This window comes from Fluctibacter corallii, from assembly GCF_025751585.1.
GTDB lineage: Bacteria > Pseudomonadota > Gammaproteobacteria > Enterobacterales > Alteromonadaceae > Fluctibacter_A > Fluctibacter_A corallii.
Genome location: NZ_JAOWKX010000001.1, coordinates 569,563 through 587,630 on the forward strand (window position 1 = coordinate 569,563; position 18,068 = coordinate 587,630).

Here is an 18,068-nt window from a genome sequence, read left to right on the forward strand (position 1 = left end):
TCACTATAGTTGTGGGTAGAAAAAGTGTTATCCAAATGCAAAAGCGCCTTTTCACTGCTAATGTTAAGTTATCTACCAGATAGATCTCTGAGTCCAAGGGATCCACCTTTCATCATTCACATGAAGACGATTGTTCATCCAACATGGAGCAAAAATGCGGTTATTTATCAAATAAATCTTCGCCAGTTTAGTATTGAAGGCACGCTTTCTGCCGCGCGAAAAGCGTTATCGCGAATAAAGCAGTTAGGCGCAGATATTCTATGGCTAATGCCAATTCACCCTATTGGTATTAAAAACAGAAAAGGGACGCTTGGCAGCCCATATAGTGTTAGGGATTATAAAGACATCAACCCTGAGTTTGGCACAATATCTGATTTAATGGCTTTCGTTAATCACGCCCACACCTTAGGCATGAAAGTCATTTTAGACTGGGTTGCTAACCATACATCTTGGGATAACATCTTAGTAAGCACTCACCCTGAATGGTACGCCCATGATCGAAAAGGCCATTTTCGCCCCACGCCGTGGTGGGATTGGGCAGATATCATCGAGTTAGACTACAGCCATAGCGAATTGCAAGATTACATGGTCAATGCCATGTTGTTCTGGGTTAACGAGACCGATATAGATGGGTTTCGCTGTGACGTAGCAGGATTTGTTCCCAATCTATTTTGGCAAAAAGCGCGCGCTAAACTTGAACAAATCAAACCCGTTTTTATGTTGGCCGAGTGGGAGTCGCGAGATCTCTATGCGCATGGTTTTGACGCCACCTATGCATGGTCGTGGGTAGAGTCTGTGACGCGCATAGCACAGCAAGACGGTGATGTCAGACTCCTGCATAAGTACTATTCATGGAATGAAAAAGCCTACCCCCGCAACGCTTACCGAATGACTCATGTCACAAATCACGATTTAAACGCATGGAACGGAACATCACGGGCTCGGTTTGGTGATGCGCTCGAGGCAATCATTGTTTTGTCTGTGATTGGAGAGGGCTTGCCTATGATCTACAACGGGCAAGAAGCCGGAGATAACAAGCAACTGCTCTTCTTCGATAAAGACCCGATTCTATGGACAAAACATCCAATAGGCGCACTATACCAAGCTTTGTTCGCACTGAAACATGCCAACATCGCACTGTGGAATGGCGAATATGGCGCTCGTATGCAGCATGTGACCAATACAATGCCTCTTGACGTCTTCAGCTTTGTCAGGCAGCACAAAAACCATAGAATTTTTGCCGTATTTAACTTCAGTGCTCGCCACCAGCAGGTGAATTTCACAGATGATATATTCGTAGGAAAGTACTTCGAATTTAGGCAAGAGCGTATCATTTCGCTAGATGCGGATATAGAAATACGGCTAGCGCCTTGGCAGTATCATGTTTATCACTGGGAAGATCCTGGCGCCGCCTAGCAACACTACATTAGCTGGTCAGGTCCACGACTTCCCTCTCCAACTGATCTACCAGCTCCTGATATTCGTCTACCGATAACTCCAGTTCTGCCAATGCAGACAAACCAAATCGCCGCCATTCTGTTAGGTCTGTTTCTTCAAAAATCATGGAAATAGCATTCTCTGCGGCTTTCATTACGGCCACCAATGCTCGGGCTTCAAAATCTTTTTCAACATCAAAAAATGATCGATCTTGGGAGTGAAGTAGTGCTTTAGACAATGATTTGGGCAAATGCCATGAACGAGATAAGAAGTAACCTACTACATTGTGCGACGTATCATAAAGCGCATTTTCTTTTTCAACTAACGTTGCGTCTTCGTCTTCCTGCGCCTCCAGCATGGTAATCCCATAATCCTGAAAACGTATCGCCATGACTGGCACACCACAATTATGAAACAGGCCAGCAAGGTACATTAAGTCGTTGGTTACATTGCAGTACGACGCCATACCAATTTTCACTGCGGCTCTGGCGACCATTGTTGCTCTATCCCAAAATGGTTCCAGTAAAATACAGCAACTACCTTGATCGAAGGTCTGCTTAAGAAAGTAAGCGGTAGATATTCCCTTAATGGCTTCTAACCCAAGAATGGTCGCGCCATGTTTGACATCTCTGACTTCTCTTGAAAGGCCAAACGCAGGGGAGTTTAAAATTTTTAATATGCCAGCGCTTAAGCCAACATCTTTGGCAAGAAGCGCAGACACCGCGTTGAGGTCGGGTTCTTCACGCCGAAGTTCCTTGTCTAGCTCCACCAGAATGCTTGGCCGAGAAGGCAGGCTCACGGTTTTCTTTAGTTTTTCGAGTGTCTCGTCATTAATATCAAACACGGGGCGCTCTCTTCTGCGCTGGACGTTTTATTACATACTGTTTTAAAACGTAGTCCAAGTCGTTGAAGAGTGGAAATAAACCGCCCCGAAATTCACATTTTTTTTAGCTTCAGATTAGCCGGGTTTGCCGTCTACACGCGGGGCAGACAATATCGGCCAATATATATAGACATACGCAGCAAAGCTTAAACACCAAAACAACGAGGCTGCCTGCAACAACACGTCGGAATATTGCGGCCAGAAAAACATCCCCACACTGCGTAGTGAAGCGGCAAGTACAACCAATACGAAAGCACCTTGCATCAACCCGCCTGCACCAAGCTGACGTCCAGTGTGGCCCAACGAAACTCGCGCCATCATTGCCAGTATCATCCCGCCCATTGCGCCAACAGTAAGCGCATGAAGTGCATGCCCCAACACAAAGCGTTCAGGGAATAATAAGGCGATACCCATTAACGCCAACCCAATTGGAATAAAGACATAACTACTGTGAAGTGACCAGAGCAACGGCACTTGTCCAGTAGTAAAAGGACGCCAGCGCAACCATCTCAAGCTTTGGGCGATGGCACCAACGAAACATACCGCTGCTATAAACTCAGGGGGTAAAGAGACACCAGAGATAAAATACAAGAACAACGTGAAAACACTGACCACAGACAACACTTCCAGCAACATAATCACAGGTAATCGACTGTTCCCTGTACCATTCGCTGTAAAAAATGGCACCACACGGCCACCCAGCAACGACACCAGCATCGTCACCAACATAGCCATGCCATAAAAGCCCTGTTGTTGGAACTTCGCATCAAGCCCTAAAAGCGGCAAATAGCTGACTACGTTAGCAACAGCCATTAGGGTAAGCAACGGCACAAAGACTAAATTACGGTATTGCTTAATTTTTAATACGGGTTGCGCTAGCACAGCGGCTGACGCCAATAAAAAACCAACATCGATGATCATGATGGCGAACATCGAGATACCTAGATCGGTGAACAGCAGCACTCTGGCGGTTACCCAAAGTGCAAACAGTGCGCCTAGTTTGCCTGCACGAATGCCAGGTATACCTGTCCAGTTTTGCACTGCAGTCAGAAGAAATCCGGCGATAATCGCAGGTAAAAACCCAAACAGCATTTCATGACCGTGCCACCATATTGGATTGACACTCGGTATCCAACTTACGTGGCCTTGCAAAAAGCCCGCCCAATAAAGAACAGTGGTAAAAGCTAAAACCGCACCAAACAAAAAGAATGGACGGAACCCTAAACGTAATAGCGGTGCAATTTTTTGCTCTTGCTGAAGATCAGTAATTTGCAACACGGCGAAGACTCCTGAGAAGCGTTGCGAGATAACACGTGAAATATGTTCACGCAGTCCATTTAGCCCAATCTATGAAAATGAATTTATGCTTGCCAATTCAAAGTCATTTGGGCGCGCTAACCATCATACGGTTAAGTCAACATTGCAGCAACATGGTATTGACTAAAAACCTTCATTAGACCCGTCAACTTTCGACAACACATTTTTTAACGGCGTTAAATGGGCTTTGTAGTGTTTCCACAAATCCACTCCTTTCGCGTTTACAGGTTGCCTCACTTGCTCTGAGCTCGGTGTTTTAATGACGCGTTGGGTTTCGTGAAAGCGGAGACAGGCATCTTCGAAAGGTAAACCACAAAAGGCCAAGATCCGACGAACTTGTCCTTCAAGATCGGCAATCACATCTTCATTATTTACCCGCAGTACGTAACCCGGTAAGACATTGTCCCAATGTGCCATGAGTTTTTCATACGCTCGGTAATAGCGACCGATATTGGTTAAATCGTAAGTAAATTCTTGCCCTTCACCGAACAGTTGTTTAAAACCGCCGAAGCAACACGCCATCGGATTGCGTCGTGCATCAATGATTTTCGCGTGAGGCAACATGCATTTAATTAAGCCAATATGCAAAAAGTTATTTGGCATCTTATCGATAAAAAACATGCCGCCTCGTCGATACACGCGGGAATCCTTGATGTATTGCTCGCCAAACTGCTTGAAATAGTCATTTTGAAGTTGAGGCAATACGTCTGGGTAGCGATTGGTTTGACCGCGCAAGCGCGATACTAACCCCATCACATTATGGAGCTCCATTGTGCCATCAACCTGTGAATGCGAGGCAAGAATTTGCTCTAACAAGGTCGAGCCTGCTCGCGGCAAACCCACAATAAAAATGGGATCAGTGCGGCTACACCCAACGTCTTTTCGCATTGCAAAAAATTCGGCAGTACAGGTACGAATTTGTTCCTCGACCTGACGTTCGATAAACTCCGCGTTATAGCCGTATTGCAGCTGTTTTAACGCATTCCCTTGTTGGTAGTAATCAAAGGAATCTGCATACTGTTTTTTATCTTCAAAGGCTTTTCCCAATGCAAATAATGTGTGCACTTTGTCATCTTTCGATGTCGCACTATCCTTTGCAATGGCTTGCATTGAGGCTAATTCACTATCGGTAAATGTATAGGTTTTTGTGTTCGCTAAGCTCCAAAATGCGTCACCAAAGGATGGATTTTCATTGTACGCTTGTTGATAGGCTAATACGGCCTCTTGCTGTTTTCCCTGAGCTTTTAACGCGTGCCCGAGTAACAGGTAGATAGATGCTTGATTGACGTTTTCAGTTAGCAGCTCTTGATAAATGCTAATCGCAGCGTCTAACTCACCAATACCGACTAAGGCATTGGCTTTGGCTGTTCGTATTACGGTATTGGTTGGCGCAGTTTTTAATAACTGCTCAGCAATCTCAAGTACAGTTTGAAACTTACCCATTTTTGCCAGCAGACGCAGGTACTCTATCCCCGCTTTTTGATGATTGGGATGTAACTCAATGCAGCTCTCTAACAGAAACTCTGCATCTTGATATACTTTCAGTTGAATCCCGATCTGGGCAAGTAACAACATGGCATCAGGATGATGCTTATGGTGTGAAAGAAACGATCTGCATAGCTGTTCTGCCTGATGGATTTGTCCATCATAAAATAAATCATGAGCGCCAAGAAGCTTGGGAGGCAACGCTTGAAGAAACGCTAACTGAGCTTGTGCCAACGCCGCCCCTTCTTGATTTCCCGCTTGTTCATGCAATAAAGCCAAATTTCGCCAGCTGGCTATCAACGCAGGGTTATGTCGAGCAGCGTGATAAAACCCATTAGCTGCATCCAGCGGTTGCGCGAGCGCTAAATAGATATACCCCAACTCTTGGTGTGCCCGTGCGTGTTCAGGCGCTTGCTCCAGCAGCCTTTTCGCCGCGCTAAGGGCATCTGTGTATTGCCTCTTCTGACGGTAAGACACCGTGAGACAATATAATATCGACTCACGAGCGTGTGCGTCATGCTCTGCTTCCAATGCTTGATTGGCGCGCAAAATCACATCATCAAAGTGGCCCTGCTGCACGGCCAGCCTCAATTGTTGTGCAATACTCAAGGTGTATTCCTTTTCTTGTTACCGATTACTCACCAACAAAGCGGTCGAGGCGAAACCCTCGGTCGCTTACACCTCATCGACACAAGGCGTAAGCGATGAACTCAGTCAATTAATAGAAATCGTATGATAACCTTACTCCTAGGGTGCGTGGCCTGTTACTCACTACTTTTGGCGTAAATTGCTGATTATCAATATTTAATATTGCACGTTTATCAGTGAGATTGTCGATATATAATTCCGCTTTCCATGACTCTTTCTGTATGCCCACTGCAACATTCGCAATCGTGTAGGCTTTCTGAACATAGCGGCCACCCGCAAACTGCCCACCTTGAGAATCGGTGTACGTTACTCCTTGATATACATCAGCCTCCTGCTGAATTTCAAGCCCTGAACCGGTGCCGTAAACCAATTGGGTTGTGTCTTCGAGCACATAAGCATCCATTTTCATGCCCGCCAAGCGATCACCTGTGTAAGCAATACTGCCGTTCACATAACCCGAATAGCCATTTTCCAATTCAAAGAAATAGCGCGCTCTGAGGTTGCCTGAAAACGTAGCAGAATAAGGTAGTTCACTGCCCACTGGCGGCGCAATTCCCTGTAGCTCAGGGTTAATTCGGGTCAGTTCGGTATCTAGTAAGCTAAATGATGCATTTATGACAAGATTATCTGTTGCTAGCCACGTAATATCTGAATCCAGCCCAACAATTTCAGCGTCACCCACATTGTCAGTAAATACTAAAAAGCTAATGTTGGTGGGATCAAACCGAGAGGTTTGTAAATCGGTAATTTCCGAATAATACGCGGTAGCATTCACCCGTAAGATTCCATCGAGAAAATCCCCTTTTAACCCCAGCTCATAATTGTCCAAGGTATCGGTAAGCGAGTAAACCGGAATTCGAAAGCCTTCAAATGCACCACTTTGGTTGGTAGCCAAACCGCCGCCCACGCGGTTAGTAACAGGTGGTCTGAACCCTTCTGAATAGGTAGCAAACAGCAAGATATCTTTGGTAACTTTCCAGTCAAATGATGCCTTCCAAATGACATCATCAACGGTAAGTGTGCCGTTCTCGTCCAGTAAATCTACTTCTAGCTGGCCATTGGCAATGGCCTGATTAATCAAATCTGGATCTTCCCCCACCGCGGCCAATTCATCGGGATCAAGTGAACCAAAGGCTTTAACACGCCGAGACACATCCACCGTTGTTGTTGAGCCTTTGTATGTGTCTTCAATTTCATACCAACGCGCCCCTACACTCGCTGTCAGCGTATCGGTGAGATCAAATTCGAGCTGTCCGAATACAGCAATTTGATCGATGGTATGAGTCACATCGTTCACAAAGCTAACGTCTGATTCAAACGGGCCGCCATTGCTGTTAATGCCGTCGGTCCCGACCGTTGTGCGCCCTTGATCAGCAAAAAAACTAAGATCGGTATTGCCCAACTGAAATTTGCCAACTGTTTCTAAGTCCTGTGCATCATAGAATACGCCAGCGGTGAGACGCCAACGCTCTTCATCAGACGTATTAATACGTAGCTCATGGGTTAAACGTGTGGTGTCAGTTTGCTCTTTATAGAATTTGGTGGGGTCGAGGCAGCGTTCATCGGCGGGCGTTTCGGTTTCATAATGATTACACACATAGTATGCAGCAAATAACCCGCCATTGGTGTAACCGGTATAATCAATGGTTGAATCGATTTCACGGTTTAAATAGCCGCCAGTATACACTAACTCGAGCTGCGCTAGCCTGCTGTTAAGTGTCCATGTGGTTAAACCAAATTCATCGTCATTTTCTTCTGGCACAAAGCGATTGGTTGACGTATCACCGTCTAAATTAGGGTCGTAGGCAAACACCCCTTCGGTTTCTAATGTTTGCTGAGTATGCTGAACTAAAAGATCCCAGTCATCAGCACGATAAGACAGGCCCAGACGCGCTCCTGCATAAGTCGCATCATTGAAGTCATCTTCTGTTAACCCGTCGTTTTTAGGTGGGACGACAGGCGTATTTGCAGGATCAGCCAACACACCACCTGAAATACGATCAATCACGACTGCACTGCCGATGTAGCCTCCCTCACCAGGTTGGTTAAGGATATTGTCGATCCATCCTCCTTGTTTATCTGAATATGCAGCCACGCGAACGGCCATATCTTCAGTAGGCGTGAAGTTAAAATACGCTTCGACAGCATTACTCATTTCACCGTCTTTGGTGGTAGACAGATCAACGTCAGCACCGGCTGAAAATCCTGTATGATCTGGCTTTTTCGTGATCATACGTACCGTTCCCGATTGAGAACTGGCACCAAATAGCGTTCCCTGAGGCCCCGGTAGCACTTCTACCCGTTCCATATCGGTTGCGTAAATGTCTAAGTTACGTCCCTGCATAGAAACGGGTTGCTCGTCTAAATAAAACGCCACAGAGGGTTGAAGTGCCTGCACCGTAGAAACAGCGATACTCGTTTGTGTTGTGGCAGCACCACGAATGTAAATCTCATTCTGACCTGGCCCCGTCCCCTGAAACACGACATTGGGAAGGAACTCGACATAATCTTGAAAGTTGTCGACACCCAAATTTTCGAGCGCCTGCCCATTGAGTGCGGTCACCGATACCGGAATATCTTGAATCGATTCGGTACGTTTTGTTGCCGTTACCTGAATAGTCTCGATTTGGGCTCTATTCGTTTGCGTGTTTGGGGCGAGTGCTTCGCTGGTTTGCGCGTGCGCAGAGACAGATGCCAGCGCTGCTACCACCGCGCAATATATCCGGTTTCGTTTCATGTGTGTGCCTTCCTGAAGGGGTATGTCCTATTTTTATGCTGCTGAAAACCATTTGTTTTCAACATATTAACTGTATAACTTTAGCGTAAAATGCCTATATAACAAACCATCATTGTGTAATTAAATCAGTCTGATAGTATTGTTTTTATTACAATTTATTTAAATACTGTCGTTTACCCTGTTTATATATCAATCTATATAGTTAGACATCTAATAGATTGAATAAAGACGATATATCGACAGTTTCGCGTGAATTATTTATGACAATACCCAACAACGCAGAGCGCCCCTCTTCTCACCTGAATAAACAGGTTTTTCTGCCAGCATCTGGTACTATCGTAGCGCTTTTGCTCTTTGCCCTGCTCGCCCCCAACGCCGCAGATACCCTCTTTCAACACGTGCAAGGAGTCATTGTCACCAACGGCAGCTGGTTCTATGTATTAACCGTTACCATCATCGTCATCACCGTGCTGTATTTAGGCCTGTCGCGATATGGAGAAATTCGATTAGGTCCCGACCATGCCCAGCCGGATTACAGCCTATTGACTTGGCTATCAATGTTATTCGCTGCTGGAATGGGAATTGGCTTAATGTTCTTTGGTGTAGCGGAGCCATTAATGCACTTTTTAGCACCGCCGACCGCTCCACCAGAAACGATTTTGGCTGTTAAAGAAGCCATGCGCACCACATTCTTTCACTGGGGCTTTCATGCGTGGTCAATCTATGCAGTAGTGGCTTTGGTGCTCGCGTATTTTAGTTTTCGTCATCAGCTGCCATTAACCTTGCGGTCTGCACTTTACCCTATTATCGGTGATCGCATTTACGGCTGGGCCGGCCATGCGGTCGACATCTTTGCGGTGACCAGCACCATCTTTGGGGTGGCGACTTCGCTGGGTATAGGGGCTGCGCAAATCAATGCTGGGCTAGCCTACATGACCGATATCGAAGTTAACACAGCTAACCAAGTGTGGATGATGGCAGCAGTAACCTTGCTTGCCGTCGTGTCAGTATCAACTGGGCTTGATAAAGGCATTCGCCGCCTATCCGAGCTCAATATGATACTGGCCGTCGCACTATTGGCCTTTATATTACTGCTTGGCCCCACCGTATTTTTACTTCAGGCTTACCTTCAAAATACAGGCGCTTATTTGTCTGATATTGTCCGAAATACTTTCAACTTATTTGCCTACGAAAAAACCGACTGGATTGGCGGCTGGACCATTTTCTATTGGGGTTGGTGGCTGGCTTGGGCACCTTTCGTTGGCTTGTTTATAGCGCGGATTTCACGTGGCCGCACCATTCGCGAATTTGTGATCGGCGTGTTACTTGTTCCCACGGCATTCACTTTATTTTGGATGACCGTATTTGGCAATGGTGCCATCGATTTAGTCTTCGCGCAGGGCGAAAGTACACTCGCAGATCTGGTTAACGAGGATGCCTCGATTGCACTTTTTGCATTCTTGGAATATTTCCCCTTTGCCAATATTCTGTCTGTTGTTGCCATCTGTATGGTGGTTGTATTCTTTGTTACGTCTTGTGATTCTGGCGCAATGGTGGTCGACATGTTGTGCTCACACGGGGAAAACAACACCCCACTTTGGCAACGTATATATTGGGCTGTAGGCGTCGGATTAGTTGCATCAGTCTTGTTATACGCAGGCGGACTAAACGCACTCCAAACCATGACCATCGCCGCAGCGCTCCCCTTCGCTATCGTTTTAATTCTTGCTATTTTCGGGCTGGTGCGTGCGCTAAGAGTCGATGGGTTTAAACGCGACAGTTTGAAATATAACGTCAGCCAAACTCAACCTTCTCAACGCGAAGATGATTGGCGTGAACGTTTGCACACCATTGTTGCCTTTCCTAATCGTGATAAGGTCGACACCTTTATCAAACACGTGGTTGAAACCGCGTTCAACACGGTGGCTGACGAGTTCAAGAAAAACCAGCTTGAAGTAGAAATCCATCATCGCGACAAGGGCATGACATTCGTTGTTAAACACGGTGACGAGCAAGACTTTGAATACAGCGTATATCGCCGCCGACACATCCAACCTGAATACGCAAACGCAGAATTGCTATCAGACGAAGATGATGATGCCAACGACAGCGTCTACTTCCGCGCTGAAGTACATCTCAGGGAAGGCGGGCAAGATTACGACATTATGGGTTGGTCACGAAATGGGGTTATTAATGACATTATCGACCAATACCAAAAACACCAACACTTTTTGCATTTGCTGAGATAGTGTCATTGCTTTAAGTCGTTACTTTACCCAAACGGACTGCACTGTTTTGCTAACTTAAGAAGTGGATGGCCTATGTCGTTATCGCCATGCTTTCTCACTTTATGGCCTTGCGACTGCGCCAAGCGAAGCGGCGAGACTTCCGCTTTTGATCTGTTCACTACGTCATCAGATAGTTGAAGAAGTAAAAAGTGGGACAAGCCCAACCCTCGCTGGATGCATTTACTTAAGAAAGTTACCTTAGAGCTTCACATGAGTACCAACGTCTCACTATTTGAAGAACATGAACGTGGACCTAATGACGATCTGGCTTTAAAGCTGTAAGCGATTAGCCAGATGCCCGAAGATGAGCAGATGGTGATTCGGGAGGTCTTAGAGAGTCTGAGTATTAAGCACCAGTCAAGGCGCTGGGATTCGGGAAGACAAAAGGCTAACGGCTAAGGAAAAGCTAATTACGATTGACCATTAAAGCCGCTATCTTTCAATAGTTTTAGCTCCACTGTCGTTGCAGATAGCCATAGGACGATCCTGTAATAGTCGCCACCTTCTAGGCCATCTTCACTGAGAGTATTCAGCCCTTTATACAATATATGGGCCGCATAATAGCCTGGCTTAACATTGATTCTTTTCGCATCAGGGAGGTAATCACTAGGCCCTCGAACAACTAGAACGCCAGAGCAAAGCTCAACCCCACAAGAAACAGCATGCTCCCATGCTTCTATATCTAACGGCTGCTCACTTTCGCAAATCAGTACCTCCACAGGCACATCCATATTTCTTGCAGTAGCTACGCCGATAGCTCCATCAATCACAGCAGCCATATTTTTATATGCTTTATCATCCCAACTATCAGCAAAGTCAGCTTCAGCTGATTCATCATGCAAATAAACTTGATTGTAATCGGCAAATATCTCTAACTTGTAAGCTGTCACACTAAAAACCTATCCATAAAAAGATAGAACCCAGCATTTGCTGGGCTTTATCTATTCAATAATTTTAAACTCTATTTGAGCACCATCTGGCAAATCAATAATCTGGCGAGCTAAGTTCGCTCTAGACTTCATGCCGCTAACAGCATTGATAGCAATTAAATTATCTAGTTCAAAGCGACCACCACATACGAAAGGAGTTTTAGGCATCAAACGGAATTCACTCGACAGAATTCCACTATGCTCTTGCCTCGCGTACGCTAACGAATACTGTAGTAGCACACTAAACCTGAACCCCATTTTATGTGGTAAAGTTACCGCTATAGAAGAGGTGTTTAATGAAAAGACAACGTCGTTCCTTTTGCAACATTTAATTTTGGCGATCAGTCAAAAAATTACAGATCATAGACCAAGGTTACCTCCCTCACTTTATTGATCACTCTTACCTTGCTGTCATCTATCTCCACCTTGTTAACATCGAAGTGCACGACGAAAGGATCTGGATCACAAGTAAATATTACTTGCTCATCGAGTATTTCCTTCTTCTTGTTAATCTTTTGCACAACTAAAGTGTAGCTATCGTACTTATAGCGATGCAGCGCTTGTACTGTTACATCGCCAACTTTTTTTGGCTTAGCTTTAATGTCATATTTAAGTCCATCAGTGAAACTATTCTCTAGTTTTGCTTGTAAATCAGCCGTAAGGTTTAAATTAAACTGCTTATCGAATCTAGCAAAACCTTCCAAATACTTCGTAGTGAAGTATCGATGAACGTCACCTTCAGTGGCAAACTGATTCAGAGAGTAGAACTCCGGTTCAACGCAAACTCGGAAGGCCTTATCACCTACGGCGGACATATCTCTATCATTACCTTCTTGAAAAACAATCCTATTGAAAAAGCCCAATTCTAATTTGAGCTTTTTCAACCAATCGGAAATGAAAAGAGTGAGATAATTCGCCAATAATTGATACTTAGCCCGTAGTAAAGGCTCAAATTTGGCTTCTTCCAGAGTCATATATACTTGAGATAGCTTCATAGCTAAGGCCTCACATGATAATCAGGGTTAGTAAGATTCGACGGGCGTAGCCCCCTAGCATTAGCAGCCTCTAGTATGAAGCGCTTTTTGCCTAGCCCCTTAGCCCGCTGGGATTTCGGCGATAATGGTTGAATCAAAATCATCCTTACCCAACTTACGCCGCTGCCTCTCAGTACGGTAAGACTTGCCTTTCTTGCTGATCTTTCCTTGACTAATACCAGTTTTCACCACTTCGCCGGTTTTATTGTTACGAATTTCGTATACGTGTTGGGCTCTCTGGCTCAATTTGGAATTACCATGCACTCCCTTCGTAACTTCCTTTACAAACCTCTTCCCTGCATAAGTGACGAGTGAAGCCTAGGAAGTCCAGTTGGCCCAATTGCACCTTTTGGTATCAGGAACGCAGTTCCTCCTAGAAGATTTCGAAATCGGGCGCTTTACCTCCGCCCTTTGTAACATTAGTTCATGCCCATATATCGTAGGCACAAAAGCCCCGAATTACGAGGCTTCCGGCATCACAACGTTATTTATTCGTACTTGGCCAATTCTTCCCTAAGATCAGCTTCGAGTTCGTCAACATCAGCATTTACACTTCCATCATGCATTGTAAAGAAAACGCCCGGCAAAATTCCTCTTTCGCGAAGCATCGGTATGATGCTATCCAAGACTTCGTCCAAATCAATTGGCTCGGGTTGATAATTCACCCAATCCCCTAATATACATAATTCAGCGTATTCTTTCTCAGGCCAAAGAGGAAAGACCAGCTCTCCATCGTCAGTCTCAGACGTTGCCCAACCATCATCGTACAAAGCCCACAACAGCTTCCAGCCAACAACTTTTTTGATAAAATGGCTATATCGTTTAGGGGCTGGCAGCTTGAGTATTGCCTCAATTTGTTTTTGACTAACGCTCATGGTACTGGCCTCTCTGTATTTTTCATAGCTAATCCACGACCCTGACATTAAATGAATCGCCATCTTTGATGTTGTGTTTTTTATCGAACTGGCTGATTTGGCCACCCTGAACGCTTTGCTCTCTGGCGCACACTGCTGCTACACATGCCCCTGAGCCACCTTGCTTGGTTGATGCAAACGAATATTCATCAAGAGACTAACAAGCCCCGCTGACTTCTGCCCCCTTAAGCGTCCCTTCGATTCTGTCTTATCTGTCTTTTGAAAGACTCACGAGTGAGAGTCGTAGGCGCGCATTGAGCCATCGCACTTTCAACATTCTTTGCGATCCCTGGAGTTGCCGACCTGCTTACATCTAGATGTTGGCCCCTTTGTAACGTTACTGCATCGCCGCAACTGAAAAACCTACATCACATGTATATTGTCTAACTCAACCCCCATTATCTCTTGATCAGTTTCGATCAATGTAGCTTCCAAGGATAAATCTGACCGACCTTCGTCTTCAGTCCATAAGTCATACCTAATTGACCATGATCTGGGGCTAGCGCCCGTAATTTCGATAGCGTCGATATTTTCATAATCAGAGTCAGGAGGTAATACTAGAACCGCATCATAGTCACAAATGGCTTGATCGATTTCGGCAGCAGTTAAACGCACACTTCCGCATAACTGCTCTAGCTCCTGATATTTCTTGGCAACCAACAATTCAACTATTTTCTTGATTGTCAAAATAAGCTTGACAAGCGTTGCATCCATCATCGGCTTCCTCTTCTGTTGCGAACGGTTCGCATAGGTGTAGACCCTGTTACTCCTAAGCCGCTGAAATAGTCGTTCGCTTGCTTGGCTTCTGACGGGACTTTAGCCATGAATAAAACCCGCTTGGCGAACAGACAACACGCGGGGCATTGGTAAGTGATATTGCTCACTGAATGAAGAGTACAAAGCGATGAGATCAGGCCAGAAACCATATAATGTCAACTAATGGGGTTCAATTTATGACACAATATGGTTTCCAAATGACAGGTTATGGTGTTTTATACAAATTACACCACCGCCATGTTTCCTTTGGCTTCCAGCCATTCTTTGCGATCGCCTGAGCGTTTTTTGGCAAGCAACATGTCCATTAATTCAAGGGTGCTTTGTGCATCTTCTACCGTGAGTTGAACAAGGCGACGCGTGTTCGGATCCATCGTGGTTTCACGCAACTGCATAGGGTTCATTTCACCCAACCCTTTAAAACGCTGAACATTCACCTTACCGCGTTTTTTCTCGGCCTCAATACGGTCTAGAATGCCTTGTTTCTCGCCTTCATCTAAGGCGTAATAGACTTCTTTACCTACATCAATACGGAATAAAGGAGGCATCGCAACATACACATGCCCTTCGTTCACCAAGGTGCGGAAGTGCCTTACGAATAGCGCGCACAGCAAGGTGGCAATGTGCAGACCATCTGAGTCAGCGTCGGCCAGAATACAGATTTTGCCATAACGAAGCCCTGATAAATCGTCGGAGTCAGGATCGATTCCCAGCGCAACGGAAATATCGTGGATTTCCTGAGAAGCCAACACTTGTGACGAGTCGACTTCCCAGCTATTAAGAATTTTACCTCGTAGCGGCATAATCGCCTGAAACTCGCGATCGCGCGCCTGTTTTGCCGAGCCACCTGCAGAGTCTCCTTCCACCAAAAATAACTCTGAGCGCGTAATATCTTGTGCAGAACAATCGGTTAATTTGCCTGGTAATGCAGGCCCTTGAGTGACTTTTTTACGCGCGACTTTCTTGCTTTGACGTAAACGACGCTGGGCGTTGTTAATGCACATGTCAGCCAATTGTTCGGCAATTTCAGTATGCTGATTCAACCAAAGGGAAAACGCGTCTTTTACCACGCCCGAGACAAACGCCGACGCTTGGCGCGATGACAAGCGCTCTTTGGTTTGCCCTGCAAATTGTGGATCTTGCATTTTGGTGGATAAAATATAGCTACAACGATCCCATATATCTTCTGGGGTCAGCTTAACTCCCCGTGGCAATAAATTTCTGAACTCACAAAACTCACGCATTGATTCCAACAGCCCCTGACGCAAGCCATTTACATGGGTTCCGCCTTGCGCAGTTGGAATTAGGTTGACGTAGCTTTCTGTTACCATATCGCCACCTTCAGGTAGCCACATTACCGCCCAGTCTGCGGCCTCATGGTTACCAGAAAAACTGCCTACGAAAGGCGCATCCTCTGGAAGCGTGACAAACTCTTTCACAGATTGGTAAAGATAATCTCGCAATCCATCTTCGAAGTACCATTCGTGGGTTTCTTTGGCAATTTTATCGTCAAAACGAATCTTTAAGCCTGGGCATAGCACCGCTTTCGCGCGTAATACATGCAATAATTTGGCAACAGAAAATTTGGCTGAATCAAAGTACTGTGCATCTGGCCAAAAGCGTACGCTCGTGCCGGTGTTACGCTTACCGCACGAATCTACCACGGCAAGCTCTTCAACTTTGTCGCCATTCTCAAACGCGATTTTGAATACGTTTCCGTCGCGGCGAATCAACACTTCCACTCGCTTTGACAATGCATTTACAACAGAAATACCTACACCATGCAAACCGCCCGAGAATTGATAGTTTTTATTTGAAAACTTACCGCCGGCATGCAGCTTTGACATGATCAATTCTACGCCGGAAATTCCCTCTTCTGGGTGAATATCTACTGGCATACCACGGCCATCGTCGATCACTTCCAGCGATTGGTCTTCATATAAAGTCACTTTGATATTGGAAGCGTGACCCGCTAGGGCTTCGTCGACACTGTTATCGATAACCTCCTGACTTAAGTGATTGGGTCGTGCAGTATCGGTGTACATGCCCGGACGACGTTTAACAGGTTCAAGACCATTTAAGACCTCAATGGCCTCTGCGGTATATTGATTTGACATAGTATTATCGTGTTATTCTGCTGCCAGATGTTAGATACATACGGCGCACGAGGCAATCTGGCCTTTTGCGCGTGAAAACGGAATCGCCGTTCATGCATCGCTTTTCAATGATGTTACCAACTCGCCGAACTCTCAGCAATCATGATAACGAGGATAAGGCCAAGTTATTCTGCTAATAAAAAGCGGAAGATATCGCTAAGGTAGCGTTCATATCCCTGAAAGCTGTGATCACCGCCCGCCTCAACTGTGTATTTTGCACCTTGATAGTAAGCAATTGCTTTGCTGTAATCCAGTGTCTCATCGCCCTCTTGCAGGAGTACCCAATAGGCTTCTGGGGTAATTAACGATGTGGGTGTCCATTGTTGAATCATATCAACATGACGTTGGGTTAAATGAAACGCCTGCTTCGTGTAAGGATTAACATGATGACCAAGATAGTCAGCAAAAAGCGTATAGGGCTTTACTGCCGGATTAATCAGTACAGCTTTGCCACCAAATTGCTCCACTAAATAGGTTGACAAAAATCCCCCCATAGAGCTGCCAATAAATCGCAGTTCTCTACCTTTAAATGGCGCAAGCGTTGACGCAAGCACGTCTAGCATCCCATCTGGTGTATTCGGCAAAGCTGGAATGACAAAATCAAGATGAGGGTAATGGGTCTCAACAAACTGCTTTGTTTGTTGTGCTTTTACAGATTGAGGGGAGCTTAAAAAGCCATGCAAGTAAACAACCGCAATATTTTGCATAGTAAAAGACGACTTATATATTAAATTCTTTCAACAGATGTGTGCAGTGTACCATCTGGATGCAGTGAAAACAGCCTAAAGCCGGCGCTTTCGTCAGTAACAGCAAAAGAAGGCGTGAGTGCGAATTGCCAACAGGTTGAAGGCGCAGCAAAAATATCACACTGAGCAATACGCGCTTGTTTGTCTGCATGAATATGCCCATGCATAAGCCCACGAATTTGCGGCGTACTCTCTATCAAAGCCAAACACGCCTCGCGATTTATCCAAGCGTGTTTGTCCATCCAGCTATGAGTAGGAAGCGGATGATGGTGTACGGCGAGCATATGAAAATCATTTGGGTGCTGTAGCACCAACGCTTTCACCTGTTCCAGCTGCGTATGCGAGACAAATCCTTCCGCTTTTTGATAAAAACTATTCAGACCATGAATATGCCAATTTCCGTGGGTTACAGGCTCGCCAGCATGCAGCACATACTCAGCCAACAGCGAATTCACTAGGTCTGGGTTGTCGTGATTCCCTATGACAATCCGCATCGGTATGTCTGGCAGAATATCATTAACAATATGCAAGAACGCAAGATAACTGGCTTCTGAACGATCACCGCTAATATCCCCCGTTACCATCAGTAGGTCGGGTTGATGCGCGACGAGTTTACGCAGCGTTTTGCGTAATGTGTCGGCAGGATTGATATCGTTGTAACCGTTTTTGTGCGGATTCTCAAACAAATGGCAATCTGAAATTTGGACAATCTTAACCAAA

Annotated in this window: 15 protein-coding genes and 2 pseudogenes; 3 read left to right on the plus strand and 14 right to left on the minus strand. The window is 45.5% G+C overall.

Annotated elements, in window-relative coordinates; all coding sequences use genetic code 11:
- Nucleotides 1-120: 120 nt before the first annotated feature.
- On the plus strand, nt 121-1,416 hold the full coding sequence (locus OE749_RS02580; RefSeq protein ID WP_263710780.1) for an alpha-amylase family glycosyl hydrolase: 1,296 nt from the start codon (nt 121-123) through the stop codon (nt 1,414-1,416).
- 10 nt (nt 1,417-1,426) lie between these two features.
- Here OE749_RS02580 and OE749_RS02585 read toward each other — a convergent pair whose 3' ends face one another.
- The 4 genes from OE749_RS02585 to OE749_RS02600 form a co-directional block, all read right to left on the minus strand.
- On the minus strand, nt 1,427-2,281 hold the full coding sequence (locus OE749_RS02585; protein ID WP_263710781.1) for an HDOD domain-containing protein: 855 nt from the start codon (nt 2,279-2,281) through the stop codon (nt 1,427-1,429).
- Nucleotides 2,282-2,395: 114 nt separating this feature from the next.
- Nucleotides 2,396-3,598, minus strand: coding sequence for an NnrS family protein (locus OE749_RS02590; protein WP_263710782.1), 1,203 nt, complete (start codon nt 3,596-3,598; stop codon nt 2,396-2,398).
- Nucleotides 3,599-3,760: 162 nt separating this feature from the next.
- The gene (locus OE749_RS02595; RefSeq protein WP_263710783.1) at nt 3,761-5,731 is read right to left on the minus strand and encodes a tetratricopeptide repeat-containing sulfotransferase family protein; all 1,971 of its coding nucleotides are present in this window, start codon (nt 5,729-5,731) and stop codon (nt 3,761-3,763) included.
- A 109-nt stretch (nt 5,732-5,840) separates the two neighbouring features.
- Nucleotides 5,841-8,507: a TonB-dependent receptor gene (locus OE749_RS02600; protein WP_263710784.1), complete on the minus strand. Its 2,667-nt coding sequence runs from the start codon at nt 8,505-8,507 to the stop codon at nt 5,841-5,843.
- A 260-nt stretch (nt 8,508-8,767) separates the two neighbouring features.
- On the opposite strand from OE749_RS02600, the gene OE749_RS02605 reads away from it, so the two are divergent.
- Together OE749_RS02605 and OE749_RS18575 are read left to right on the plus strand one after the other, a co-directional pair.
- Nucleotides 8,768-10,756: a BCCT family transporter gene (locus OE749_RS02605; protein ID WP_263710785.1), complete on the plus strand. Its 1,989-nt coding sequence runs from the start codon at nt 8,768-8,770 to the stop codon at nt 10,754-10,756.
- A gap of 185 nt (nt 10,757-10,941) precedes the next feature.
- Nucleotides 10,942-11,194: pseudogene (locus tag OE749_RS18575) on the plus strand (helix-turn-helix domain-containing protein); the annotation flags it as partial.
- Nucleotides 11,195-11,205: 11 nt separating this feature from the next.
- Here the strand turns inward: OE749_RS18575 and OE749_RS02610 are convergent.
- From OE749_RS02610 to OE749_RS02650, 10 genes and pseudogenes are all read right to left on the minus strand, one after another.
- On the minus strand, nt 11,206-11,685 hold the full coding sequence (locus OE749_RS02610; RefSeq protein WP_263710786.1) for a hypothetical protein: 480 nt from the start codon (nt 11,683-11,685) through the stop codon (nt 11,206-11,208).
- Between the two features lie 51 nt (nt 11,686-11,736).
- Entirely contained in the window at nt 11,737-11,892 is a 156-nt protein-coding gene (locus OE749_RS02615) for a hypothetical protein (protein WP_263710787.1), read from the minus strand.
- A gap of 185 nt (nt 11,893-12,077) precedes the next feature.
- Nucleotides 12,078-12,719, minus strand: coding sequence for a hypothetical protein (locus tag OE749_RS02620; protein ID WP_263710788.1), 642 nt, complete (start codon nt 12,717-12,719; stop codon nt 12,078-12,080).
- A gap of 99 nt (nt 12,720-12,818) precedes the next feature.
- Nucleotides 12,819-13,004 (minus strand): hypothetical protein, encoded by a 186-nt coding sequence (locus tag OE749_RS02625; protein ID WP_263710789.1) that lies wholly within the window; start codon nt 13,002-13,004, stop codon nt 12,819-12,821.
- A 242-nt stretch (nt 13,005-13,246) separates the two neighbouring features.
- Nucleotides 13,247-13,633 carry a DUF2750 domain-containing protein gene (locus OE749_RS02630; RefSeq protein WP_263710790.1) on the minus strand — a complete coding sequence of 129 codons (387 nt, stop codon included), beginning with the start codon at nt 13,631-13,633 and terminating at the stop codon, nt 13,247-13,249.
- Nucleotides 13,634-13,661: 28 nt separating this feature from the next.
- A pseudogene (locus tag OE749_RS18590) lies at nt 13,662-13,817 on the minus strand (NucA/NucB deoxyribonuclease domain-containing protein); the annotation flags it as partial.
- Between the two features lie 218 nt (nt 13,818-14,035).
- Nucleotides 14,036-14,389 carry a DUF7668 domain-containing protein gene (locus OE749_RS02635; RefSeq protein ID WP_263710791.1) on the minus strand — a complete coding sequence of 118 codons (354 nt, stop codon included), beginning with the start codon at nt 14,387-14,389 and terminating at the stop codon, nt 14,036-14,038.
- Nucleotides 14,390-14,673: 284 nt separating this feature from the next.
- The gene (gene parE / locus OE749_RS02640) at nt 14,674-16,563 is read right to left on the minus strand and encodes a DNA topoisomerase IV subunit B (protein WP_263710792.1); all 1,890 of its coding nucleotides are present in this window, start codon (nt 16,561-16,563) and stop codon (nt 14,674-14,676) included.
- A gap of 164 nt (nt 16,564-16,727) precedes the next feature.
- A complete protein-coding gene (locus OE749_RS02645) occupies nt 16,728-17,309 on the minus strand; it encodes a YqiA/YcfP family alpha/beta fold hydrolase (RefSeq protein ID WP_263710793.1) in 582 nt (193 codons plus the stop codon).
- Nucleotides 17,310-17,329: 20 nt separating this feature from the next.
- Entirely contained in the window at nt 17,330-18,067 is a 738-nt protein-coding gene (locus tag OE749_RS02650; protein WP_263710794.1) for a metallophosphoesterase, read from the minus strand.
- Nucleotide 18,068: the final 1 nt, after the last annotated feature.